Origin of the sequence: Curtobacterium sp. MCBD17_019 (assembly GCF_003234555.1) — a bacterium.
Taxonomy (GTDB): Bacteria; Actinomycetota; Actinomycetes; order Actinomycetales; family Microbacteriaceae; genus Curtobacterium.
In genome coordinates this window covers 64,640-87,894 of the sequence record NZ_QKTT01000007.1, presented here as the reverse complement: position 1 = coordinate 87,894, position 23,255 = coordinate 64,640, and the positions used below count along the sequence as shown (strand labels likewise).

23 protein-coding genes are annotated in these 23,255 nt (G+C 72.4%); 14 read left to right on the top strand and 9 right to left on the bottom strand.

The window, feature by feature from the left end:
- Nucleotides 1-68 precede the first annotated feature (68 nt).
- Nucleotides 69-1,844, top strand: coding sequence for an ABC transporter ATP-binding protein (locus DEI82_RS08555; RefSeq protein ID WP_111036502.1), 1,776 nt, complete (start codon nucleotides 69-71; stop codon nucleotides 1,842-1,844).
- 105 nt (nucleotides 1,845-1,949) lie between these two features.
- Here the strand turns inward: DEI82_RS08555 and DEI82_RS08550 are convergent, their stop codons facing one another.
- The 3 genes from DEI82_RS08550 to DEI82_RS08540 all read right to left on the bottom strand — a co-directional run bounded on the left by DEI82_RS08550 (nucleotide 1,950) and on the right by DEI82_RS08540 (nucleotide 4,462).
- Complete coding sequence (locus DEI82_RS08550; protein WP_111036501.1) at nucleotides 1,950-2,552, bottom strand: hypothetical protein; 603 nt, start codon at nucleotides 2,550-2,552, stop codon at nucleotides 1,950-1,952.
- Between the two features lie 496 nt (nucleotides 2,553-3,048).
- Nucleotides 3,049-3,528, bottom strand: coding sequence for a peroxiredoxin (locus DEI82_RS08545; RefSeq protein WP_111036500.1), 480 nt, complete (start codon nucleotides 3,526-3,528; stop codon nucleotides 3,049-3,051).
- A gap of 133 nt (nucleotides 3,529-3,661) precedes the next feature.
- A complete protein-coding gene (locus DEI82_RS08540) occupies nucleotides 3,662-4,462 on the bottom strand; it encodes a CPBP family intramembrane glutamic endopeptidase (RefSeq protein WP_111010861.1) in 801 nt (266 codons plus the stop codon).
- Between the two features lie 86 nt (nucleotides 4,463-4,548).
- Between DEI82_RS08540 and typA the strand changes: the two genes are divergently transcribed.
- The 7 genes from typA (at nucleotide 4,549) to DEI82_RS08505 (ending at nucleotide 12,591) form a co-directional block, all read left to right on the top strand.
- Nucleotides 4,549-6,471 carry a translational GTPase TypA gene (gene typA, locus DEI82_RS08535; protein ID WP_111013649.1) on the top strand — a complete coding sequence of 641 codons (1,923 nt, stop codon included), beginning with the start codon at nucleotides 4,549-4,551 and terminating at the stop codon, nucleotides 6,469-6,471.
- A 115-nt stretch (nucleotides 6,472-6,586) separates the two neighbouring features.
- The gene (locus DEI82_RS08530) at nucleotides 6,587-7,780 is read left to right on the top strand and encodes an amidohydrolase (RefSeq protein ID WP_258372014.1); all 1,194 of its coding nucleotides are present in this window, start codon (nucleotides 6,587-6,589) and stop codon (nucleotides 7,778-7,780) included.
- On the top strand, nucleotides 7,780-8,367 hold the full coding sequence (locus tag DEI82_RS08525) for a hypothetical protein (protein ID WP_111036498.1): 588 nt from the start codon (nucleotides 7,780-7,782) through the stop codon (nucleotides 8,365-8,367). Before DEI82_RS08530 ends, DEI82_RS08525 begins: the two co-directional genes overlap by 1 nt.
- Nucleotides 8,368-8,419: 52 nt before the next feature.
- Nucleotides 8,420-9,682, top strand: coding sequence for a PIG-L family deacetylase (locus DEI82_RS08520; RefSeq protein ID WP_146242871.1), 1,263 nt, complete (start codon nucleotides 8,420-8,422; stop codon nucleotides 9,680-9,682).
- 37 nt (nucleotides 9,683-9,719) lie between these two features.
- Nucleotides 9,720-10,037, top strand: coding sequence for a ferredoxin (gene fdxA / locus DEI82_RS08515; protein WP_111010856.1), 318 nt, complete (start codon nucleotides 9,720-9,722; stop codon nucleotides 10,035-10,037).
- A 3-nt stretch (nucleotides 10,038-10,040) separates the two neighbouring features.
- A complete protein-coding gene (gene dapC / locus DEI82_RS08510; protein WP_111036496.1) occupies nucleotides 10,041-11,189 on the top strand; it encodes a succinyldiaminopimelate transaminase in 1,149 nt (382 codons plus the stop codon).
- A gap of 172 nt (nucleotides 11,190-11,361) precedes the next feature.
- Nucleotides 11,362-12,591 carry a citrate synthase gene (locus DEI82_RS08505; protein ID WP_258372018.1) on the top strand — a complete coding sequence of 410 codons (1,230 nt, stop codon included), beginning with the start codon at nucleotides 11,362-11,364 and terminating at the stop codon, nucleotides 12,589-12,591.
- 142 nt (nucleotides 12,592-12,733) lie between these two features.
- Here DEI82_RS08505 and dapD read toward each other — a convergent pair whose 3' ends face one another.
- On the bottom strand, nucleotides 12,734-13,747 hold the full coding sequence (gene dapD, locus DEI82_RS08500) for a 2,3,4,5-tetrahydropyridine-2,6-dicarboxylate N-succinyltransferase (protein ID WP_111036548.1): 1,014 nt from the start codon (nucleotides 13,745-13,747) through the stop codon (nucleotides 12,734-12,736).
- 149 nt (nucleotides 13,748-13,896) lie between these two features.
- On the opposite strand from dapD, the gene dapE reads away from it, so the two are divergent.
- The 4 genes from dapE to DEI82_RS08480 all read left to right on the top strand — a co-directional run bounded on the left by dapE (nucleotide 13,897) and on the right by DEI82_RS08480 (nucleotide 17,434).
- The gene (dapE, locus tag DEI82_RS08495; RefSeq protein WP_111036495.1) at nucleotides 13,897-14,979 is read left to right on the top strand and encodes a succinyl-diaminopimelate desuccinylase; all 1,083 of its coding nucleotides are present in this window, start codon (nucleotides 13,897-13,899) and stop codon (nucleotides 14,977-14,979) included.
- Nucleotides 14,964-16,208, top strand: a complete 1,245-nt coding sequence (locus tag DEI82_RS08490; RefSeq protein ID WP_111036494.1) for a hypothetical protein — start codon at nucleotides 14,964-14,966, stop codon at nucleotides 16,206-16,208. Before dapE ends, DEI82_RS08490 begins: the two co-directional genes overlap by 16 nt.
- Nucleotides 16,209-16,314: 106 nt before the next feature.
- The gene (locus DEI82_RS08485; protein ID WP_111010852.1) at nucleotides 16,315-16,485 is read left to right on the top strand and encodes a DUF3117 domain-containing protein; all 171 of its coding nucleotides are present in this window, start codon (nucleotides 16,315-16,317) and stop codon (nucleotides 16,483-16,485) included.
- 226 nt (nucleotides 16,486-16,711) lie between these two features.
- Nucleotides 16,712-17,434, top strand: coding sequence for an AAA family ATPase (locus DEI82_RS08480; protein ID WP_111010851.1), 723 nt, complete (start codon nucleotides 16,712-16,714; stop codon nucleotides 17,432-17,434).
- Here DEI82_RS08480 and DEI82_RS08475 read toward each other — a convergent pair whose 3' ends face one another.
- Nucleotides 17,435-18,067 (bottom strand): O-methyltransferase, encoded by a 633-nt coding sequence (locus DEI82_RS08475; protein ID WP_111010850.1) that lies wholly within the window; start codon nucleotides 18,065-18,067, stop codon nucleotides 17,435-17,437. It lies immediately after the preceding gene.
- Nucleotides 18,068-18,129: 62 nt separating this feature from the next.
- Here DEI82_RS08475 and DEI82_RS08470 point away from each other — a divergent pair, with 62 nt between their 5' ends.
- Nucleotides 18,130-18,489 (top strand): Sec-independent protein translocase TatB, encoded by a 360-nt coding sequence (locus tag DEI82_RS08470; RefSeq protein ID WP_111036493.1) that lies wholly within the window; start codon nucleotides 18,130-18,132, stop codon nucleotides 18,487-18,489.
- Nucleotides 18,490-18,599: 110 nt separating this feature from the next.
- Here the strand turns inward: DEI82_RS08470 and DEI82_RS08465 are convergent, their stop codons facing one another.
- From DEI82_RS08465 to DEI82_RS08455, 3 genes are read right to left on the bottom strand one after another with little or no spacing between them, the layout of a single operon-like run.
- On the bottom strand, nucleotides 18,600-19,781 hold the full coding sequence (locus DEI82_RS08465) for an Mrp/NBP35 family ATP-binding protein (protein ID WP_111013641.1): 1,182 nt from the start codon (nucleotides 19,779-19,781) through the stop codon (nucleotides 18,600-18,602).
- Nucleotides 19,774-20,319: a DUF1003 domain-containing protein gene (locus DEI82_RS08460; protein WP_111013692.1), complete on the bottom strand. Its 546-nt coding sequence runs from the start codon at nucleotides 20,317-20,319 to the stop codon at nucleotides 19,774-19,776. The genes DEI82_RS08465 and DEI82_RS08460 overlap by 8 nt, the downstream gene beginning before the upstream one ends.
- Before the next feature lie 52 nt (nucleotides 20,320-20,371).
- A complete protein-coding gene (locus tag DEI82_RS08455) occupies nucleotides 20,372-21,700 on the bottom strand; it encodes a magnesium transporter MgtE N-terminal domain-containing protein (RefSeq protein ID WP_111010847.1) in 1,329 nt (442 codons plus the stop codon).
- Between the two features lie 68 nt (nucleotides 21,701-21,768).
- Between DEI82_RS08455 and DEI82_RS08450 the strand changes: the two genes are divergently transcribed.
- Nucleotides 21,769-22,725, top strand: coding sequence for a general stress protein (locus tag DEI82_RS08450; protein WP_111036492.1), 957 nt, complete (start codon nucleotides 21,769-21,771; stop codon nucleotides 22,723-22,725).
- Nucleotides 22,726-22,767: 42 nt separating this feature from the next.
- On the opposite strand, the gene DEI82_RS08445 is transcribed toward DEI82_RS08450, so the two are convergent.
- Entirely contained in the window at nucleotides 22,768-23,253 is a 486-nt protein-coding gene (locus tag DEI82_RS08445) for a GNAT family N-acetyltransferase (protein WP_111036491.1), read from the bottom strand.
- Between the last annotated feature and the right edge of the window lie 2 nt (nucleotides 23,254-23,255).

Below are 23,255 nucleotides of genomic sequence, written 5' to 3'. Positions count from 1 at the left end.
AGCGCTCCGCACATCGTCATCACCAACCACGCGGTCGCCTCGTGCGGCCGGGAAAGGACCGGACGTCGATGAGCACGAGCACGCCCGCCTCCGCGACTGCCACCCGGACCACGGTCGGTGCGCCGATCGTCGAGGTCACCGACCTCGACGTCGACTTCGCCGTCGACGACTACTGGACCCCCGCGGTCAAGCACCTCAGCTACGAGATCCGCTCCGGGGAGGTCCTGGCGCTCGTCGGCGAGTCCGGTTCGGGCAAGTCGGTCAGCTCCATGTCCATCCTCGGGCTGCTGCCCAGGAACGCCCGCGTCAACGGCTCGGTCCGCTTCCAGGGCACCGAACTGCTCGGGCTCCGTCCGGCGCAGATGCGGGACTACCGGGGCAAGGAGATCGCGGTGATCTTCCAGGAGCCGATGACCGCTCTGAACCCCGTGTTCACGGTGGGCTCGCAGATCGTCGAGACGCTGCGGATCCACTACGGGATCTCGCCGAACGAGGCACGCGACCGCGCGATCGAGCTCCTCGCCATGGTCGAGATGCCCGACCCGCAGAAGGCGTTCGACTCGTACCCGCACCAGCTCTCCGGCGGTCAGCGTCAGCGGGCGATGATCGCGCAGTCGATCTCGTGCGATCCGAAGCTCCTCATCGCCGACGAGCCCACGACCGCGCTCGACGTGACGGTGCAGGCCGAGATCCTCGACCTGATCCGTGACCTCGCGGGCAAGCTCGGCAGCGCGGTCCTGCTCATCACGCACGACATGGGCGTCGTCGCCGACCTGGCGGACCGCATCGTCGTCATGCGTCAGGGGGAGGCCGTCGAGACCGGCACGGTCGCCACGGTCTTCGCGGACCCCCGCCACGAGTACACCCGGACGCTGCTCGACGCCGTGCCGCGGCTCGGGCAGGCCGGTGGCGAGGCCATCGACGTGACCGAGACGCTCGAACACGTCGTCGAGTCGGACGAGCCGGTCGCCGTCGTGCACCCCGTGCACCACGACGTGCCCGAGGTCGGCAAGCCGGTCCTCGCGTTCGACGACGTCGTGATCGAGTACCCGGGCCGCGGGCGCGTCAAGGCGTTCCGTGCGGTGGACCACGTCGACCTCACGGTGCACGAGGGCGAGGTCGTCGGTCTCGTGGGCGAGTCCGGCTCAGGCAAGACGACGCTCGGTCGCGCGGCGATCGGGCTGCTGCCGATCACCTCGGGCCGTCTCGACGTCACGGGCGTGGACCTGTCGAAGTCCACGCGGTCGCTCGTCCGTCAGGTGCACAAGAACGCCGGCATCGTGTTCCAGGACCCGGCGTCGTCGCTCAACCCGCGGATGACCATCGGGCAGTCGATCGGTGAGCCGCTGCTGCTCGCGAAGGGCCTCAAGGGCGGCGCGCTCAACCGCGAGGTCGAGTCCCTGCTCGACAGCGTCCGGCTGCCGCGCGCCTACGCGACCCGCTTCCCGCACGAGCTGTCGGGTGGGCAGAAGCAGCGCATCGGCATCGCCCGGGCACTGGCGCTGAAGCCCGCGCTCCTCATCGCCGACGAACCGACGAGCGCGCTCGACGTGTCCGTGCAGGCGACCGTCCTCGAGCTCCTCAAGGACCTGCAGCGCGAGTTCCGCTTCGCGTGCCTCTTCATCACGCACGACCTCGCCGTCATCGACGTGCTGGCGGACCGGATCGCGGTGATGCACCACGGCAAGCTCGCGGAGTTCGGCACGCGTGACCAGATCCTGCGCGACCCGCAGGACCCGTACACGCAGCGCCTCATCGCCGCCGTCCCGCTGCCGGACCCGGAGGTCCAGCGCGAGCGTCGTGAGCTGCGCCGGGCGATCCTGGCGGCCGGCGCGGACGCCTGACGGGAGGCCCTGGTCGGGCCTCCCCGGCCGGTTCCGGTGGCGCACCGGGCCGGACCGGGAGGCCCGGTTCCGATGTGCGGGCCGGGCCGGACCGGGAGGCCCGGTTCAGATGCGCGCGCCAGCCATCGACCCGAGCAGGCCGAGCGCGATGAGCGCCACCACGCTCCAGCCGTGCACGCGGTGCTCGATCCGAGCGGGCGTGACCTCGGCGGGCGGCGGGCCCTCCAGGGGTGCCGGGGACGGGACGAAGGCCCGGAGGCGGTCCGCCGCCTCGGCGACGGTGAGTGTGGTCTCCGCGGCCTGCGCCGGGCCTCCCGGTCCGAGCGGTGCGACGGGGGTCAGGCGGAGACGCGCGGTGGGCCGCGGGGCGATCCACGTGCGGCGGTCACCCTCGCTCGTGACGACCTCCAGGCCGAACCGTGATCCGACCTCGAGCACACGGCCCCACGCGATCCGCGTCGTGCGACGGACGTCGACGACCACGACGCCGTCGGCGGTCGCGAGCACGCGGGGACGCCAGAGAGCGGTCCAGGCGAACCACGCCGTGAACGCGGACGGGGCGGGGACGAGCAGCAGTGCGCGGGGGCCGTCGGTGATGAGCCCGATGGGCACGAGGGCGACGGCGACGATCCAGAGGGCGACGGCGGAGCGGCGCATCGCGGGCGCGACGAGCCGGAACGGGACGGGGTCGTCGTGCGGCACGCTCACGCTCCCATGGTCGCAGACACGAGTGGCCGCTGCACCGGCGATGACGTACCCGTCGTCATCGCCGGTGCTGCGCCGGACGCTCCCGGACGACCTACCCGTGGTCGTCGTGGGAACGGAGCCGACAGCTGCGGTTCCTGCCGTACCCGTCGGCGGGGGCCGCAGCGGTCTGCGGATTCCTCCTTGCAGTGCTGCGTGTTGCGGTGGAGCATGCGGTGCGGGTCCCTGAGTGGGGAGAGGTCTCCCCGGGGACATTCTGCCGAGCGGGCGTGACACGCACCGCGAACCGGAGAAAGACCCGATTCCCCGGGGAGACAGTCCTGAAGGAGGATGACTCTCCGATATCAATTAACGGGTACCCCCCGTTCGGGTGTCAAGCCCCCCGGTCGAAGACGTCATCCCGGGCGCGCCGTGTCCAGTGGAACACCGCGCGTCGGCGGTGCCGCCCCGGCGGAGCGGTGGGCGCCGGAACGGGGGTCGCGGGTTCCGGTCCTGGCCCTCAGGCGACGAGCGCCTCGACGTGCTCGCGGATGGTCGAGGCCTTCGGGAACCGCATGCCGACGAGGCCGACGTGGTGCCACCGCACGACCCCGTCCGGGCCGATCACGAACACCGAGCGCCGGACACCGACGCCCGGGGCCTGGACACCGTATGCACGGACGACCTCGCCCGCGGTGTCGGCGAGCAGCGGGAACGACAGCGAAGCCCCGCGGGCGAACGACTCGTGCGAGTCGAGTCCCTGGCGACTGACCCCCCAGACGATGGCCCCGAGCTCCAGGAACTCGTCGAGCTCGCGCTCGTAGCTGCACATCTGCGCCGTGCACACGGGCGTCGCGTCCCCGGGGTAGAAGGCGAGCACGACGCTCCGGCCGATCTGCGCGCGCAGCGAGTAGGCGTCGTCGGTCCGCTCTCCGCGGCGCAGGAGCGTGCCGGGGAGGGTGAAGTCGGGAGCCAGCTCGCCGACGCCGGGGATCGCCATGCCTCCACGGTAGGCGTCCTCGGGCGCTCACTGGACCGCTGACCTGCGAAACCCCCTCGATCTGGGGGCCGTCGCCGATGTCTTGGCCGATCCGATGCGCGGTCGGTGGGCGCCGAACTGATCGACGGAGCGGTCAGTGCGCACCGAAGAGGTGTGGGAACGCCGACGCGACGTACGGGTAGCCGACGAACACGGCGGCGTCGAGCAGGCAGTGCGTGATCACGAGCGGCAGGAGCCGCCCCCACCGCGTGTACACCCAGCCGAACACGATGCCCATCACGGCGTTGCCGACGAACGCGCCGAAGCCCTGGTACAGGTGGTAGCTGCCGCGGAGGACCGCCGTCGACGTGATCACCGTCCAGCGGCCCCACCCGAGCCGGCCGAGGCGCTCGTACAGGTAACCGACGACGATCACCTCCTCTTGCAGGCCGGAGCGGATCGCCGACAGCAGGAGCACCGGGACCGTCCACCAGTACGTGCCGAGCGCGGTGGGCACGACGTCGACCGTGATGCCGAGCGCCCGTCCGGCGAAGTACAGGCCGAGCCCCGGGACGCCGATGAGCAGGGCCAGACCTGCGGCGCCGCCGAGGTCCGCACGCGGGCGGAAGCGGTCGATCCCCAGCCGCGCCAGGTGTGGTCGCGCGCTCCGCCAGAGCAGGAACGCGACGAGCGCGACCGGCGCCAGGTCCACGGCGACGCCGATGAGCTGGTCGAGCAGGTCGAAGAGCGAGCGGTCGTCCTGCGACGTGTTCAGCGTCGTCGTCTGCGACGCCAGCGCCGTGGTCTTCGTCAGGTCGTCGACGATCTCGACGATCGAGTACACGGCGCTCGCCCCGAGTGACAGGGCGAGGACGATGACGACCTCGGCGGCGAGCCGGCCGCGGGACGTCGGCGGAGCGGTGTTCGCGGTGGGCGTGTCGACGTCCTCGTCCAAGGTCCCTCCGGGTCGTCCGCGCCCGGTAGACTCGGACGCCGGGCATTCTGCCCGATCCTCTCCCTCACGCTCTAAGGAAGTCCTGTATGGCGCTCGCCACCCGGTCCGACCTGCGCAACGTCGCCATCGTGGCACACGTCGATCACGGCAAGACCACCCTGGTCGATGCCATGCTCACGCAGACCAACTCGTTCGACGCCCACTTCGAGGGCGAGGACCGGATGATGGACTCGAACGACCTCGAGCGCGAGAAGGGCATCACCATCCTCGCGAAGAACACCTCGGTGCTCTACAACGGGATCCACGCGGCCGAGTTCAACGACGGCGGACGCATCACGATCAACGTGATCGACACCCCGGGCCACGCCGACTTCGGTGGCGAGGTCGAGCGCGGCCTCTCGATGGTCGACGGCGTCGTCCTGCTCGTGGACGCGTCCGAGGGCCCGCTGCCCCAGACGCGCTTCGTGCTCCGCAAGGCGCTCGCGGCGAAGCTCCCCGTGATCCTGCTGGTCAACAAGACGGACCGTCCCGACTCGCGCATCGACGAGGTCGTCGCCGAGTCCCAGGACCTCCTGCTCGGGCTGGCGTCGGACCTCTCGGACGAGGTCGACGACCTCGACCTCGACGCCATCCTCGACGTCCCGGTCGTCTACGCGTCCGGCCGGAACGGTGCCGCGAGCCGCAACAAGCCCGCCGACGGCACCCTGCCCGACAACGACGACCTCGAGCCGCTGTTCGAGGCGATCCTCCAGCACGTCCCGGCGCCGACGTACGACGACACCCACCCGCTGCAGGCGCACGTCACGAACCTCGACGCCTCGCCGTTCCTCGGTCGTCTCGCGCTGCTCCGCATCTTCCACGGCACCATGAAGAAGGGGCAGACGGTCGCGTGGGTCAAGCACGACGGTTCCGTCGTCAACGCCCGCATCACGGAGCTCCTCATCACGAAGGCGCTCGACCGGTTCCCCGCCGAGTCGGCCGGCCCGGGTGACATCGTCGCCGTCGCCGGGTTCGACACCATCACCATCGGCGAGACCCTGACCGACCCCGAGGACGTCCGCCCGCTGCCGACCATCACGGTCGACGACCCCGCGATCTCCATGACGATCGGCACGAACACGAGCCCGCTCGTCGGGAAGGTCAAGGGGCACAAGCTCACCGCGCGCATGGTCAAGGACCGCCTCGACCGCGAGCTCGTCGGCAACGTGTCGCTCCGGGTCGTCGACATCGGCCGTCCCGACGCGTGGGAGGTCCAGGGCCGCGGCGAGCTCGCCCTGGCGATCCTCGTCGAGCAGATGCGGCGCGAGGGCTACGAGCTCACGGTCGGCAAGCCGCAGGTCGTCACCCGGCGTGACGAGAACGGCAAGCTCCAGGAGCCGTACGAGCACATGACGATCGACACGCCCGAGGAGTACCTCGGCGCGATCACGCAGCTCATGGCCGCGCGCAAGGGTCGCATGGAGAACATGACGAACCACGGCACGGGCTGGGTGCGCATGGAGTTCATCGTCCCGTCGCGTGGGCTCATCGGCTTCCGCACCGCCTTCCTCACCGAGACCCGCGGCACGGGCATCGCGAACGCGATCTCGCACGGGTACGGCGAGTGGGCCGGCCCCATCCAGACGCGCGTCAACGGCTCGATCGTCTCCGACCGCGCCGGCGTCGTGACCCCGTTCGCGATCACGAACCTCCAGGAGCGGATGACGTTCTTCGTCAACCCGACCGAGGAGGTCTACGAGGGCATGGTCATCGGCGAGAACTCGCGCGCCGACGACATGGACGTCAACATCACCAAGGAGAAGAAGCTCACGAACATGCGGTCGTCCACGGCCGACACGTTCGAGTCGATGACGCCGTCCCGGCAGCTCTCGCTCGAGGAGTGCCTCGAGTTCGCGCGCGAGGACGAGTGCGTCGAGGTCACCCCCGACGCCGTCCGGATCCGCAAGGTCGAGCTCGACGCCCAGTCCCGGGCCCGGGCCACGGCGCGCCTCAAGCGCCAGGACGCCTGAGCCGCGGTTCTCCTCCGCACACGACGACGCCCGTCGGCCCCTCCGGAGCCGACGGGCGTCGTCGTTCCCGGACGAGATGCCCGTCGCGCCGACGGCAGCCGGTTACGGTTGTCGGGTGACGACGCTCCCGCTGTTCGACATCTACCGCGACCTGCACGCGCACCCCGAGCTCGCGTTCGCCGAGCACCGGACCGCCGGTGTCGTCGCGGACCACCTCCGATCGCTCGGCCTCGAACCGACCACGGGGGTCGGTGGCACGGGCGTGGTCGCGGTCCTCGAGAACGCTGCCGGCCCGGTGGTGTGGCTCCGCGCCGACATGGACGGCCTGCCGGTCGAGGAGCGAACGGGCCTGGCGTACGCGAGCGTCCACACCGCCGTCGACGAGGACGGCTCCGAGACCCGCACGATGCACGCCTGCGGTCACGACCTGCACATGACCTGGCTGCTCGGTGCGCTCGAGCGGCTCATCGCGACGCGGGACTCGTGGGCGGGGACCGTCGTCGCGGTGTTCCAGCCGGCCGAGGAGGTCATCGGCGGTGCCCGCGCGATGGTCGACGACGACCTGGTCGGTCGCGTCCCCCGCCCCGACGTCGTGCTCGGGCAGCACACCGCGCCCGAGCCGGTCGGACGGGTGACGGTCGGGTCCGGGCCGGTGATGGCCGCGAGCGACCGGTTCACGATCACGTTCCGCGGCCGGGGCGGCCACGGCTCCGCGCCGCAGACGACCCGTGACCCGGTGGTCGCCGCCGCGTCGGCGGTCGTGCGCCTGCAGTCGGTCGTCGCCCGGGAGGTCGGTCCCCGGCAGGCCGCGGTCGTCACCGTCGGCAGCATCCACGGTGGCACCCGCGCCAACATCATCCCCGACGTGGTGACGATCGAGGTGAGCACGCGTGCCCAGACCGACGACACCCGGCACCAGGTCGAGCAGGCGGTGCGCCGGATCGTCGCGGCGGAATCGGCGGCGGGCGGCCTCGACGAGCCGCTCGTCCGGGTGCGGCCGGGCGCGAACGTCCTCGTGAACGACGCCGACGCCGCCGGGCGCGTGCTGGCCGCCCTCGAGGGGGTCGTGCCGTCGCTCGTGGCCGGCGACTCGGTGCTCGGCATGGCGAGCGAGGACGTCGGCGACCTCGCGACGGCGGCCGAGGCCCCCATCGTGTACTGGTTCACGGGCACGACGGACCCGGCGCTGTTCGCCGACGGCGCCGAGGTCCCGACGAACCACTCGCCGTTCTTCGCCCCGCTCGCCGAGGCGTCGATCCCGGTCGGGGTGGACGCCTTCGTCGCGGCGACCCGGGCCTGGCTCGCCTGATGTCGCGCACGCCGCGTTCCGGTCGGGCGCATCGCCGTGCGGCGCGACCGCGGGTCGTGCCGACGGCCGCGGTCCTGGCGGTCCTCGCCGTCGGGCTGACGGGTTGCGCCGGGATCACCGACCACGTCTCGGGGGTCGGGACGGCGGTCGCGTCGTCGGTGGCGTCGGGCGTCCGGTCGGGCCTGCAGGGCGTCACGGGCGGTTCGATCCAGCGCGGGATGCGGCAGGTGGCCGGCGGCATCGACGGCGCGCTCGACGCCGCCCTGCGGGGCGCGGCGGTGACGACCGACGGTGCGGTCCCCGCCGGGTTCCCGACCCACGCCGTCCCGCTCGTCCACGGCACGGTCCTCGGCGGGGGGAGCGGACCCGCCGGGTCGGGCTGGGTGGTGCAGGTCCGCGTCGCCTCGGTCGCGGAGTTCACGACGGCACACGCTCGGCTCACCGCGGACGGCTTCGCGGACGGTGCCGTGCGGAGCGACGCCCGCAGCGCGTTCGGCCTTTTCCGGAGCGACCGGTACCGCGTGGTGCTCGCCTTCTCGACCGGCCACGACGGCGTGACCGCGACGTACATCGTCACTCCGCGCTGACCGCCGTCCGGAGGCGCTCCGCCACCGAGCCGATCCCGTACCCTGGGTGGCGATGTCCACGCCCACCCCGGCGACGCGCCCCGAGCGTGTCCTGTTCGTCCACGCCCACCCCGACGACGAGACGTTGGCGACCGGGGGCACGATCGCGACCCTGGTCGAACTCGGTGCCGACGTGACGGTGCTCACCGCGACGCGAGGTGAACGCGGCGAGATGCTCACGCCGGCGCTCGCGCCGCTCTTCGGCGACGCGCCCCGGGTCGCCGCGCACCGCGAGACCGAGATCGCGGCCGCGCTCGCCGCGCTCGGCGGGCCTCGGCACCTGTGGCTCGGCGGCCCCGGCGCCCGTCCCACGGACCTGCCGCCGCGTCGGTACAGCGACTCCGGCATGCGGTGGGCCGCGGACGGGCGGGCGACGGCCGCCGAGGACGCGCCGGCCGACTCGCTCACCGCGGCGGACCTCGGGGAGGTCGTCGACGACGTGCGCGCGGCGATCCGCTCGACGGGTGCCGATGCCGTGGTCAGCTACGCGGACGACGGCGGGTACGGACACCCGGACCACGTGCGGGTGCATGCGGCTGCCCGGTACGCCGCCCGTGCCGAGGACGTCCCGTTCTCGACCATCGTCGACGCCGACAGCGGTCAGGCCGACCTCGTCGTCGACGTGCTGCCGGTGCGCCCCCGGGTGCGTGCCGCGCTCGAGCAGTACCGGAGCCAGCTCACGGTCGATCCCCTCGACCCCGAACAGCCCGAGCGCCTGACGTACGTCATGCCGCACGGCGCCCGGCTCGAGGCGCCCGCGCGCGAGGGCTTCCGGCACGACGCGCCACCCGCAGCGCCGGCGGCGCAGTCGTTCGCCGAGCACGGCCGGGGGATGCAGTCACTGCTCGTCGTCGCCGCGCTCGCAGCGGGGGCCGTGGTCGGCGGCCTCGGCACGATCACCCACCAGCAGACCCTGGGGAGCCTCCCGGTCGGCATGGTGATCACGACGCTGCTCGTCGCGTGCCTGCTGCTCGGCGTCCGGCTCGTCTTCCGCTCCCGGTGGATGGTGACGGCGGCGGCGCTCGGGGTCCTGCTCGTCACCCAGGTGCTCGTGGCGGTCGGCGGGACGAGTTCGCCGCTCGTCCTCGCGAACACGGCCGGGTACGTGTGGACGTTCGGGCCGGCCGTGATCGCGATGCTCGTGCTCGCGTGGCCGTCGTTGCCCCCTCGCGGCGCTCCGCCGGCGGGCACGGTCCCCGCCGACGGCCGAGAGCGCGGTCCGGCCGTCGTCGACGTCACGGCGCCGACGGCGGGGACGCCCACCCGCCCGGAGTAGACTCGACGCTGCCGCCTCGAAGGGACACCGAAGAACCGTGACGTACGTGATCGCCCAGCCCTGTGTGGACGTCAAGGACCGCGCCTGCATCGACGAGTGCCCGGTCGACTGCATCTACGAGGGCGACCGCTCGCTCTACATCCACCCCGACGAGTGCGTCGACTGCGGTGCGTGTGAGCCGGTGTGCCCGGTGGAGGCCATCTACTACGAGGACGACCTCCCCGAGGAGTGGGCGGACTACTACAAGGCGAACGTCGAGTTCTTCCAGGAGATCGGGTCTCCGGGCGGCGCTGCCAAGGTCGGTGTGATCCACCAGGACCACCCGGTCGTGCTCGCCGAGCCGCCGCGGGGCTGACCCGTGCCGCTCGACCTGCCGGACTTCCCCTGGGACCAGCTCGCCGCCGCGAAGGATCGCGCGGGCGGCCACCCGGACGGCATCGTCGACCTGAGCGTCGGGTCGCCCGTGGACCCGACGCCCGAGCTCGTCCGTCGCGCTCTCGCCGACGCCACGGACGCCCATGCCTACCCGCAGGTGGCCGGGACCCCCGCGCTGCGCGAGGCCATCGTCGCGTGGTACGGCCGACGCCAGGGGATCACCCTGACGACGGACGAGGTCCTGCCGACGATCGGGTCGAAGGAGTTCATCGCCGGACTCGCGCTGTGGCTCGGCATCGGCGCCGGTGACACGGTCGTGTTCCCCGAGGCCGCCTACCCGACCTACGAGCTCGGCGCGGCCCTCGTCGGCGCCGAGGCGTTGGCCGCCGACGACCCCGCGTCCTGGCCGGCGTCGACGAAGCTCGTCTGGCTCAACTCGCCGGGCAACCCCGACGGCCGCGTGCTGTCGATCGAGGAGCTCCGGGTCGCGGTCGAGCGAGCCCGTGCCCTCGGCGCGGTCATCGCGGGCGACGAGTGCTACGCGGAGCTCGGGTGGGAGCCGCCGTACGACGGCACCCCGACGCCGAGCATCCTCGACCCCCGCGTGGTCGGTGACACGCACGACGGCGTGCTCAGCGTGTACTCGCTGAGCAAGCAGTCGAACCTCGCCGGCTACCGCGCCGGCTTCGTGGCGGGTGACGCGCGGGTGCTGGCCGAGGTCCTGGCCGTCCGCAAGCACACCGGCATGATGCCCCCGGCGCCGGTGCAGCAGGCGATGATCGTCGCGCTCGCCGACGACGCCCACGTCCGCGAGCAGAAGGCGCGGTACGCGGGACGGCGCGACCGCCTGGCGTCGGCACTCGTGGCGGCGGGCTACCGGATCGACCGCAGCGAGGCCGGGCTGTACCTCTGGGCGACGCGCGGCGAGGACGCCTGGGCCACGGTCGCGGCGCTCGCGGAACTCGGGATCCTCGTCGCACCGGGCACGTTCTACGGCAGTGCTGGTGGTTCGCACGTGCGCATCGCCCTCACCTCGACCGACGAGCGCATCGATGCCGCGGTCGTGCGGTTGCGGTCGTCCGGGACCGGTCCGGTCGCCGACCACGCGGCGGAGTCGCCGGTTCCGCGTTGACGGGCGCCGGGCCTCCCGTGCGCGTGCGCCACGGTCGTCGGTTTAGGCTGTCGTCGTGACTGACACTGCCAATGACGCTCAGAAGGCGGCCACACTGCCCTCGACCGGCACCCCGGACGAGGCGGCACCCACCGCGGTCCTCCACTACCCGGGAGGCACGGCCGAGTTCCCGATCCTGCGCAGCACGGACGGTGCGTCGGCCATCGACATCGCGACGTTGACGAAGCAGACCGGCTTCACGACGCTCGACTACGGCTTCGTGAACACGAGCGCGACGAAGAGCTCGATCACCTACATCGACGGCGAGCAGGGGATCCTCCGGTACCGCGGGTACCCGATCGAGCAGATCGCGGCGAACTGCACGTACCTCGAGGTCGCTTGGCTCCTCATCTACGGCGAACTCCCCACGGCGGACGAACTCGCGGCGTTCGACGACCGCATCCGGCGGCACACGCTGCTGCACGAGGACCTCCGGCGGCTCTTCGACGCCCTGCCGCACTCGGCGCACCCGATGTCCGTCCTGTCGAGCGCGGTGAGCGCCCTGTCGACCTACTACGAGGACGACATGGACGTCGACGACCCCGAGAAGGTCGAGCTGCAGACCGTCCGCCTGCTCGCCAAGCTCCCCGTGATCGCGGCCTACGCGCACAAGAAGAGCATCGGGCAGGCGTTCCTGTACCCGGACAACCAGCTGAGCTTCGTCGACAACTTCCTGCGGCTCAACTTCGGCACGATGGCCGAGCCGTTCGAGGTCAACCCGGTCCTGTCGAAGGCCCTGGAGCGGCTCCTCATCCTGCACGAGGACCACGAGCAGAACGCGTCGACGTCCACCGTGCGACTCGTCGGCTCGACGAAGGCGAACATGTTCGCGTCGATCTCGGCGGGCATCAACGCCCTCTACGGTCCGCTGCACGGTGGTGCGAACGAGGCCGTGCTCGAGATGCTCGCGAAGATCCGTGACTCGGGCGAGCCGGTGTCGCGCTTCGTCGAGCGTGTGAAGAACAAGGAACACGGCGTCAAGCTCATGGGCTTCGGGCACCGGGTCTACAAGAACTACGACCCCCGGGCCAAGCTCGTCAAGGAGTCCGCCCACGAGGTCCTCGAGGCACTCGGGGTGCAGGACGACCTGCTCGACATCGCCATGGAGCTCGAGGGCATCGCGCTCGCGGACGAGTACTTCGTGTCGCGGAAGCTGTACCCGAACGTCGACTTCTACACGGGCGTCATCTACAAGGCGATGGGGTTCTCGCCGCGGATGTTCACCGTGCTGTTCGCGATCGGTCGGCTGCCCGGGTGGATCGCCCAGTGGCGCGAGCTGAACACCGACCCGCAGAACAAGATCGGACGGCCGCAGCAGCTGTACCTGGGCCACCCGAAGCGCGACCTGCCGCCCCGCGGCTGACCCCGGCCGCGCGTCCCGGCCGCGCGTCCCGGCCTCCGCGGCCCGGGGGTTCCGGGGTCCGGGTTCCGGGACATCGCACTCGTTGCCGTTCTGTCCGCGGTCAGAACGGCAACGAGTGCGATGTCAGGGAGATCGGGCGGCGTCAGGCGTGCAGCGCCGCGTTGAGCTGGATGCCCGTGCCCGAGCGGGGCAGGGCCTCCACGGCACCGGTCCGCGAGTTCCGGCGGAAGAGCACGTTCGGCGCGCCGGACAGCTCGACGGCCTTCACCGTCCGGGGCGTGCCGTCCGGAGCCGGAGCGGCGCCGACGAGCGTGACCTTCGTGCCCGCCGTGACGTACAGGCCGGCCTCGACGACGGAGTCGTCCCCGAGCGAGATCCCGAGCCCTGCGTTCGCGCCGAGGAGCGCGCGGTCCCCGATGCGCACACGTTGGGTGCCGCCGCCGGAGAGCGTCCCCATGATGGAGGCGCCCCCACCGATGTCGCTGCCGTGCCCCACCACGACGCCCTGCGAGATGCGGCCCTCGACCATGGCGTCGCCGAGGGTGCCCGCGTTGAAGTTGACGAAGCCCTCGTGCATGACGGTCGTGCCCGGGGCGAGGTGCGCGCCGAGCCGGACGCGTGCGGCATCCGCGATGCGGACCCGATCGGGCACGACGTAGTCGAGGAGTCGGGGGAACTTGTCGATCGCGTGGGCGACGATCCCGGCCCGCTGCAGCGCCGGACGGAGCTGCGGGAAGTCGTCGGCGGCGACCGGCCCGGCGTTCGTCCAGACCACGGTCGGCAGGTGCGCGAACACGCCGTCGAGTGCGATCGTGTTCGGCCGCACGAGCAGGTGGCTGAGCAGGTGGAGCCGGAGGTACGCGTCCGGTGTCGAGGCGGGCGCGGCGTCCAGGGCGATCTCGACGGTCGTCACCGTGAGCCGGACGCCGCGACGGGGGTCGTCCCCGGCGGCGTCCGCGAGGTCGGCGGGGACGACACCGTCCGCGCCCTCGGGTCGTCGTCCGAGCCGCGGCCCCGGGAACCACGTGTCGAGCACCGTGCCGTCCGCGGCGATCGTCGCGAGACCGTGGCCCCACGCATGGGTCGCGGTCCGGTCGCCGCCGACGGCGTCCGGGTCGGGCTGCTGGGCGTCGGTGCTGCTGCTCGCTTCGGTCACGGGCACCAGGGTAGCGGCGCACCTCCGGCCGACCGCGGACCGTCCGGACGGGAGGCCCGGTACCGGCCGTGCGGACGACCGCGCGTGTGCGGGTGGCCGGTCGCGGGCCTCCCGGTCGGGTGCCGGGGCGGCCCCGCTAGGCTGCCCCCATGCCCGTCGCCACGCTGGACCTGACCGCTTCGTCCATCGACATCACGCGCGCGATCTGCGACATCGAGTCCGTGTCGGGGAACGAGGGCGGACTGGCGGACGTCATCGAGGCCGTGCTCACGCCGCTGGACCACCTCGAGGTCGTGCGCGACGGCGACGCGATCGTCGCGCGGACGCAGCTGGGCCGTGATCGACGCGTCGTCATCGCCGGGCACATCGACACCGTGCCGCTCAACGCCAACCTGCCGACGCAGACCCGGGCCGAGGACGGCGCCGAGGTGCTGTGGGGCCGGGGCACCGTCGACATGAAAGGCGGGTGTGCCGTCCAGCTCAAGCTCGCGCACGACCTCGTCGACCCCACCGTGGACGTCACCTGGGTCTGGTACGACCACGAGGAGGTGAGCGATGCCCTGAACGGCCTCGGGCGTCTCGCCCGCACGCGGCCCGAGCTGCTCGCCGGGGACTTCGCGATCCTCGGCGAACCGTCGAACGCCCAGATCGAGGGCGGATGCAACGGCAACCTCCGCGCCGAGGTCCGTGCCTACGGCCAGCGGTCGCACAGTGCCCGCTCTTGGATCGGCGACAACGCGATCCACAAGATCGCCGGGGCGCTCGACCGTCTCGCCGCGTACGAACCCCGCACGGTCGAGGTCGACGGTCTCGAGTACCGCGAGGGCCTCAACGCCGTCGGGATCACCGGCGGCATCGCGGGCAACGTGATCCCCGACGAGGTCATGCTCCACGTCAACTACCGCTTCGCGCCCTCGCGCTCTGCGGACGAGGCCGTGGCGCACGTCACCAAGCTGTTCGACGGGTACGACGTCACGATCGTCGACCTCGCCGCCGGTGCGCGCCCCGGGCTCGACGCGCCGCTCGCGCAGGAGTTCGTCGCCGCGGTGGGCGGCGCCGCCCCGAAGCCGAAGTACGGGTGGACGGACGTCGCCCGCTTCTCGGCGCTCGGCGTGCCCGCCGTCAACTACGGCCCCGGCGACCCGGCGCTCGCCCACCACGACGAGGAGCGCGTGCCGGTCGCGCAGATCACCGCGGTCGAGGAGGGCCTCCGGCGGTGGCTGACGGCCTGACGACCGCGAGGCCGGAGCGGGAGCGCCCGCGACGGCCCGTCCGGGTCCGGCTGCTCGTGCAGTACCGGATGGTGCCGTGGTGGCTCCGCGTCACCGTCGTGTACGTCCTCGCGCGGATCGTGACAACGGGGCTGCTGGCGGCGTTCGCGCGCGTCCAGACCCAGAACTCGTTCACGCTGGCGTCGCCGCACTACCTCGACTTCGCGACCATCTGGGACGGCCGCTGGTACGCCCTCATCGCGCAGACGGGATACCCGGCGACGCTGCCGATCGGGACCGACGGCGCCGTGACGGAGAACGCGTGGGCCTTCATGCCCGCCTACCCGTTCCTCGTCCGCGGCCTCATGGTGGCGACCGGAGCGGGGTACGCGGTCGTCGCGGTGACGGTCTCGGTGCTGTTCGGATGGGGAGCGGCCCTGCTCTTCCGGCGTCTCGTCGGCCGGTTCCTGCCCGAGGGCACGGCGACCTTCGCGACCGTGCTGTTCTGCGTGGCCCCGGTGTCCACGATGTTCCAGGTCGCGTACGCCGAGTCGATGGGGGTGTTCCTCCTGACGCTCGCGTTGTGGCTGCTCGTCACACGTCGGTTCTGGTGGATGCTGCCCGTCGTGGTCGTCCTCGGGTTCACCCGACCGACCGGCCTGGCGATCGCCCTCACGATGGCCAGCTACCTCGTGCTGCGGTTCGTGCGGCGCAGTTCCGCGGACCCCCTGTCGCTGCGCGCCGCGATCCCGCCGGCGGTCGTGGCCGTGGTCGCGGGGCTCGTCGGGCTGGCGTGGCCGACGATCGCGTGGGCGGTCACCGGGGTGCCGAAGGCGTACACGGACACCGAGCTCGCTTGGCGGCAGTCCTACATCGGCCGACACGAACTCGTCCCGTTCGCGCCGTGGATCCAGGGGTTCGACTGGTGGTTCCACGAGCCCGCGGGCGGCGTCCTGCTCGTGCTCGTGGTCGCGGGGTTCGCCGGGTTCCTCCTCATGCCGGCCGCCCGGGCGATCGGGCCGGAGCTGCGGATCTGGTCGGCGTCGTACTTCGTGTACCTGCTCGCGGTGTTCTTCCCGCAGTCGAGCACCTGGCGCATCCTCATGCCGCTCTTCCCGATGCTCGCGATCGTCGCCCGCCCGCGATGGGTGACGTACCGCGTCGCCGTGGTGGCCGTCTCGATCGCGCTGCAGGTGGCATGGATGTACTCCTGCTGGTGGATCAACGGGTACGACTGGACGCCGCCGTGATCCGGCTCCCGGGGCGGTTCGGGGTACGTCGAGCTGGATGGTTTCGCAGATCGGCCCTCCGTGCCGGATAATGGAGGGGCATGTACTGCACGAAAGGGGACATCTGATGGCAGCCATGAAGCCGAGGACCGGTGACGGGCCGATGGAGGCTGTTAAGGAGGGTCGACTCATCATCGTGCGGGTTCCGCTCGAGGGTGGAGGCCGTCTGGTCGTCTCGGTCAACGATGCCGAGGCGAAGGAACTCCACGACGCACTCGCCGAGGTCGTCTCGGTGTAGTCGTCACGACGCACCACACGAACCGCCCGGGTCCTCGGACCCGGGCGGTTCGTCGTCTCCGGCGCCGGAGCGGCCGTCGCCGGGCCGCCCGGATCGCCGTCGCCGGGCCGCCCGGATCGCCGTCGCCGCGCCGCCCGGATCGCCGTCGCCGGGCCGCCCGGATCGCCGTCGCCGCGCCTCCCCGGACGGCGGTCAGCGGGCCTCCCGGATCGGGCAGGATGAGCGCATGCCCGCCTCGCGCCTGCCCGTCCGTCGGATCGAGGAGCGCGGGGGTGACCCCATGCCCCGCGGCGTGTGGCCCGCGACCCTCGCACCGGTCGCGCAGGTCCTCGAGTCCGGGCTCGACCTCGATCGGTGCACGGTCCTCGTCGGCGACAACGGCGCGGGCAAGTCGACGATCGTCGAGGGGCTCGCCATCGCCTTCGGACTGAACGCCGAGGGCGGGTCCACCGGGGCGGTGCACCGCACGCGTGCGTCCGAGTCGACACTCGGCGACCACCTGCGGCTCGTCCGGGACCCCGGCGCGGAGCGCAACGGCACGTTCCTGCGCGCGGAGACGATGTACGGGTTCTTCACCTACCTGGAGCAGCACCCGGGCGGACGGCCCGAACCGGTGTTCCACGAGCGGAGCCACGGCGAGGCGTTCCTCGACTTCGTCGCCGACCGGTCCACCTGGCCGGGCCTCTGGCTGCTCGACGAGCCCGAGTCGGCGCTGTCGTTCCAGGGGTGTCTCGAGCTCATGCGGCTCATGCAGGACGTCCTGACGGATCCGCGGGCGCAGATCGTGCTGTCGACGCACTCGCCGATCCTGGCGTCGTTCCCCGGTGCGAAGGTGCACGAGGTGGGCGAGTGGGGCATCCGGCCCTCCGCCTGGGAGGACCTCGAGCTCGTCAGGAACTGGCGCGCCTACCTGGACGCGCCGGAGCGGTACCTGCGGCACCTGCTCTGATCAGCTGGTGACCTTCGTCATCTGGAGCAGACCGTCACCGGCGGGCGAGAGCGCGCTCCGGACCGCCCCCGACGTCGAGACCTCGGTGAGCAGCGTGCGGAAGTCCGTGGCCGCCCGGTCGCGCTTGGTGGGGTCGGCGACCCGGCCGCGCCAGAGGGCGTGGGGGACGAGGACGGTCCCGCCGATCCGCGCGAGCCGCAGCCCGTGCTCGACGTACTCGATGACGTTCTCCGGGTCCGCGTCGACGACGACGACGTCGTACGAGGCCTCGTTCATGCGGGGGAGCACCTGGGCGGCGCGACCGGGGATGAGGCGGACGCGGCTCGGCACGGCACCGGCGTGCAGGAACGCGTCGCGCGCGTACTGCTGGTGGTCCACCTCGACGTCGATGGTCGTGAGCGTGGCGTCAGGGGCACCCGCGAGCAGGTACAGCCCCGAGACGCCGAGCCCCGTCCCGATCTCGATGATGCCCGTGGCGCGGGACGCCGCCGCGATGACGCTCATCTGGGCGCCGACGGCGGGGGACACCGCTTCGACGCCGAGCTCGAGGGAGTGTTCCCGCGCACGGGCCACGACCTCGGGCTCCGCGACGATGTCCTCCGCGAACTTCCAGTTCGACTCTTTCTCTGACACGCACACTCCTCGGCCATCAACTCTACGGGTGACCTGACCGCCGGAGGCGTTACCCTTCTCCCGTGTCCATCTCGTTCGACAAGATCCTCGTCATCGGGATCATTGCCGTGTTCCTGTTGGGCCCGCAGCGACTCCCGATGTACGCGCAGAAGCTCGCGCAGTTCGTCAAGATGCTCCGCGGCCTGGCCGACACCGCGAAGACCCGCATGCGGGACGAGATGGGGCCGGACTTCGACGACATCGAGTGGCAGAAGCTCGACCCGCGACAGTACGACCCCCGGCGCATCATCCGTGACGCGCTGTTGGCCGACTCCGGGGGCGAGACGCCGCAGCCGATCACCCCGCCGGCGGTCCGGGCGACCGCGCCCGTCGAGACCCTCGAGGCGGGCGAGGCGGCGCCGTACGACGGCGAAGCGACCTGACCCGAGCCTCCCGACGCCGGGACGCACCGCTCGCTTCCGGTCGAACCGCGTGATCCCGGTGTTCGACCGGAATCCAGCGGTGCGACCGCGCCGACGCCCCGACGAGCGGGTCACCGCACGCCGAGCCCGAGCTTCCGGCCCGCCAGACCGCGGCCCATCGCGACGAGACGGTCCGCGACGGCGGTGAGCGCCACGGCAGCGGGGTCCTCGGGGTGAGCCGCGACGACCGGGACGCCGGCGTCCCCGCCCTCGCGCAGCGCCACCGACAGCGGCACGCTCCCGAGCACCGGCACGGGCTCGTCCTGTCCGACGGACAGCCGTCGGGCGGTCTCGGCACCGCCGCCCGACCCGAAGAGCTCGAGGACGCTGCCGTCCGGCTGCACGAGGCCGGCCATGTTCTCGACGACACCGACGACCCGCTGACCGGTCTGGCGCGCCACGACGCCGCTCCGCTCGGCGACGTCCGCCGCCGCCGCCTGCGGTGTGGTGACGACGAGGACCTCGGCGTGGGGCAGCAGCTGCCCGACCGAGATCGCGACGTCACCGGTGCCGGGCGGCAGGTCGAGGAGGAGGACGTCGAGGTCGCCGAACCACACGTCGGTGAGGAACTGGGTGATCGTGCGGTGGAGCATCGGCCCGCGCCAGGCCACGGCCGTCGAGGCGTCGTCGACGAACATCCCGATCGAGACGACCTTCACGTCGTGGGCCACCGGCGGCAGGATCATGCTGTCGACCCGCGTCGGCCGCGGCGCCCGCCCACGCTCGTCGGTGAGCCCGAGGAGGCCCGGCACGCTGAACCCGTGCACGTCCGCGTCGAGGACGCCGACGCGCAACCCACGGCGGGCGAGCGCCACCGCGAGGTTCACGGTGACGGTCGACTTGCCGACGCCGCCCTTGCCGCTCGTCACGGCGACGACGCGGGTGAGGGTCTCGGGGGTGAACTGCACCCCGCGCGGGCGCCCCGCGCGCAGCCGCTCCGTCAGGGCCGACCGCTGGGCCGGGGACATCACGGACACATCGACGACGACGTCGGCCACGCCGGGCACGCTCGCGGCGGCCGCGCGGACGTCGCGCTCGATGGTGTCGGCGGCCGGGCACCCCACGATCGTGAGCTGCAGGTCGACCCGCACCGTGCCTCCCGGCTCGGCGTCGACACTCCGGACCATGTCGAGTTCGGTCACCGGCCTGCGGATCTCCGGGTCGAGCACACGACCGAGCGCGGCCACGACGGCACCCGCGAGCGCGACGTCGCCGGTCGTCGCGGGTCGGCCGGGAGGCGCGACCTCAGCCATGCAGACCGCTCGCCGCCGTCTCCTGTCCGGCCTTCGCGGCGGCGTCGGCGGCGTCGGACGCCGCCGCTGCGGCCGCGGCGGCCGCTGCCTCGTCGCGACGATCCAGTTCCTCGAGGAGCGACCGGAGCTCGGAGCGGATGAAGTCCTTCGACGCCATGTCCCGGACGGCCAGGCGCAGCGCGACGACCTCGCGGGCGAGGTACTCCGTGTCCGCGAGGTTCCGCTCGGCGCGCTGCCGGTCCTGCTCGAACTGCACGCGGTCGCGGTCGTCCTGCCGGTTCTGCGCCAGCAGGATGAGGGGTGCCGCGTACGACGCCTGCAGTGAGAGCACGAGCGTCAGCGCGGTGAACCCGATCGCCGCGGAGTCGAACTGCCAGGCCGCGGGGGTGAGCGTGTTCCAGCCCATCCAGACCACGACGAACAGCGTGAGCCCGACGAGGAACCACGGCGTGCCCATGCCGCGGGCGATCGCCTCGGTCAGTCGGCCGAAGGCATCCCCTCGGCCGCGGCGTCGGCTCGGCAGCACCCGCGTCCGCATGCCCTTCGGCGAGTCGAGGCGGAGCTCGTTGCGGTCGGTGCGGCGACGGTCGTCATCTCGTGCTCGTGCCACCTGTGGTCCTCCTTCCGGCTGTCACCGGGGTCCTGCGCGTGCGTTGCCGTGGTCTGGAGGCCGGGCCGGAGGGCCCGTCCTGACTTCGCCAGTCATCCGGCAGGACGTGGTCGAGGACGTCGTCGATCGTCACCACCCCGACGAGACGGTGGGCGTCGTCGACGACCGGAACGGACACGAGGTTGTAGGTGGCCATGATCCGCGTGACCTCGGCCGCGCTGGCGTCGACGCGGACGGGCTCGAGCTGGGTGTCGACGAGCGTGCCGAGGCGCTCGTTCGGCGGATAGCGCAGCATGCGCTGGAAGTGGACGAAGCCGAGGAACCGTCCGGTGGGCGGCTCGTACGGCGGCAGGGTGACGCACACCGCGGCGCCGAGCGCGGGAGCGAGCTCGTGTCGGCGGATGAGTGCCAGACCCTCGGCGACGGTCGCGTCGGCCGAGACGATCACCGGTTCCGTCGTCATGAGCCCGCCGGCGGTGTCCGGCGCGTACTCGAGGAGCATGCGGACATCGGAGGCCTCTTCCGGCTCCATGAGCTCGAGCAGGGCCTCGCTCCGCTCGTCCGGCATCTGCGCGAGGACGTCCGCCGCGTCGTCCGGCTGCATCTGGTCGAGGACGTCGGCCGCGCGGGCGTCCTCGAGGCCCGAGAGGATGGCGATCTGCTCCTGGTCCGGCATCTCCTCGAGCACGTCGGCGAGACGGTCGTCGGGGAGTTCGCCCGCGACCTCGAGTCGGCGCTCGGCGGGGAGATCGAGCAGTGTCGAGGCGAGGTCGGCCGGCAGCAGGTCGGAGTAGGCGGCGATGACGTGCTCGGCCGACTGGGACTCGCCGGGGAGCGTGTCCTCCTCGGTGACCTCGTTCCAGGACGCGAACGTCGTCGGGCCCTTGCCGAACGGCGAAGGCGTCGTCTTCGGCTTGCGGAGGAAGAGCTGCGCGACCTCCCAGTCACCCTGGCCGCGGTCCTCGATCGCGACGTCCTCGATCGTGGCGCGGACGCGGTCCCGCGTCACGAGCACCCGGCGACCGAGCATCTCGGCGATGACCCGGACCTCGCCCCCGCGCTGCTCGAAGCGACGCATGTTGACGAGCCCCGTCGTGATGACCTGTCCGGCGCCGATCGAGGTGATCCGGCCGATCGAGACGAAGATGCGGCGCTTGCCGGGGACCTCGACGATGAGCCCGACCACCCGGGGCGGATCCGCTCGGCGGTAGACGACGAGGACGTCACGGACGCGGCCCACGCGATCGCCCGCGGGGTCGAAGACGGAGCACCCGGCCAGGCGGGCGACGAAGACCTTCGTGGCGCTCACCCGTCCAGCGTAGTCGCTCGCACCTGGTTCACGTCGGGCGCCAAGGGTGCTGGTGGAAGATGCCCTGTGTGAGTACTCAGAGCCCGTTCGGTCGTCCCGGCGCCGCGTTCCCCACCCCACCGCGCGGCGACGTCCTGGGCACGTACCAGACGTACCCCGAGGCCCAGCGCGTCGTGGCCCAGCTCGCCGCGGCGGACTTCCCCGTCCGACAGGTGTCGATCGTCGGCAACGACCTCAAGACCGTCGAGCGGGTCACGGGCAAGCTGACCTACGGACGCGCGGCGCTCGCCGGTGCACTCAGCGGGTTGTGGCTCGGGTTCTTCTTCGGGATCGTGCTGACGCTGTTCTCCGGAGCGCCGGGCGGGTCGTTCTGGGCCGCCGCGCTCATCGGCGCCGCGTTCGGCATGCTCTACGGGGTCGTGAGCTTCTCGGTGACGCGGCGGCAGCGCGACTTCACGAGCGTGCACCAGGTCCTCGCCATGAACTACCAGATCATCGTCGACCCCCAGCTCACGATGCGGGCCCGGCAGCTGCTCGGTCAGCAGCAGGGCGGTTGGGCGGCGGGGCCCCAGCAGTTCGGCGGGCCGCAGTACCCCGGCCGACCGCCCCAGGGTGGGCACGGCCAGGCTCCGTACGGGCAGCAGCAGCCGCCGTACGGGCAGCAGCAGCAGCCGCCGTACGGGCAGCAGCAGCCGCCGTACGGGCGGCAGCAGCAGCCGCCGTACGGGCAGCAGCAGCCGTCCGGACAGCAGCAGCAGCCGTCCGGACAGCAGCAGCCGCCGTACGGGCAGCAGGGGCAACCGGGCGCCGTCCGGGCCGAGCGGCCGTCCGGACAGGAGGCCCGCCCCGGCCAGCCGGGCCCGCAGGCACCGGTGGACGAGCCGCCGCGCTACGGGGAACGGGTCAGCCCGACGCCGACGCCGACGCCGACGCCCGCGCAGCCGACATCCGACGACTCGGGCGACCGCGAGGGCGCCGAGGACCGCTGCCACCAGGGCGGCCGGCGGGACGACCAGGCCGACTGAGCACGTGGACGGCGCGGGGCCAGCCGCACGCGGGTCAGTCGGTCACGCCTCGGGGGCCGTCAGCACCTTGGCGTAGCAGACCGACAACGGAGCGCCGATGTACGGGCCGAAGTTCGCGATGCGGGTGAAGCCCTCGCGCTCGTAGAAGTGGATCGCCCGACGCTGCTCCGTCCCGGTCTCGAGGACGAGCGCCGGAGCCCCCAGGGCCCGTGCGGCGACCTCGAGCTGGGCGAGGAGCGCCGCGGCGACCCCCGTGCCGCGCGCCTCGGACCGCACGTACATGCGCTTGATCTCGACGACGCCGTCCTCGACCACCCGCAGTCCGCCGCAGCCGAGCGGCGCGCCGTGGGTGTCGCGGGCGACGAAGAACACCGCGATGGACTCGGCCGTGGGCTTCTCGCCGGGTTCGGTGTCGCGCCCGTACGTGCCGTCGATCTCGATGCGCTGGGCGGCGCGCAGGCGAACGGCGTCAGGGGCGTCGAAGTGCTCCGGGGCGATCGTGAACGGGGGCGTCTCGGGGGTGCTCACGG

Bases quoted from the DNA above. Each gene is read 5' to 3' on its own strand.
- DEI82_RS08485 (WP_111010852.1), top strand. From the start codon at position 16,315: ATGGCAGCCATGAAGCCGAGGACCGGTGACGGGCCGATGGAGGCTGTT.
- DEI82_RS08480 (WP_111010851.1), top strand. From the start codon at position 16,712: ATGCCCGCCTCGCGCCTGCCCGTCCGTCGGATCGAGGAGCGCGGGGGT.
- DEI82_RS08525 (WP_111036498.1), top strand. From the start codon at position 7,780: ATGTCGCGCACGCCGCGTTCCGGTCGGGCGCATCGCCGTGCGGCGCGA.
- DEI82_RS08460 (WP_111013692.1), bottom strand. From the start codon at position 20,319: ATGCGGACGCGGGTGCTGCCGAGCCGACGCCGCGGCCGAGGGGATGCC.
- dapE (WP_111036495.1), top strand. From the start codon at position 13,897: ATGCCCGTCGCCACGCTGGACCTGACCGCTTCGTCCATCGACATCACG.
- DEI82_RS08545 (WP_111036500.1), bottom strand. From the start codon at position 3,528: ATGGCGATCCCCGGCGTCGGCGAGCTGGCTCCCGACTTCACCCTCCCC.
- DEI82_RS08555 (WP_111036502.1), top strand. From the start codon at position 69: ATGAGCACGAGCACGCCCGCCTCCGCGACTGCCACCCGGACCACGGTC.
- typA (WP_111013649.1), top strand. From the start codon at position 4,549: ATGGCGCTCGCCACCCGGTCCGACCTGCGCAACGTCGCCATCGTGGCA.
- DEI82_RS08465 (WP_111013641.1), bottom strand. From the start codon at position 19,781: ATGGCTGAGGTCGCGCCTCCCGGCCGACCCGCGACGACCGGCGACGTC.
- DEI82_RS08520 (WP_146242871.1), top strand. From the start codon at position 8,420: ATGTCCACGCCCACCCCGGCGACGCGCCCCGAGCGTGTCCTGTTCGTC.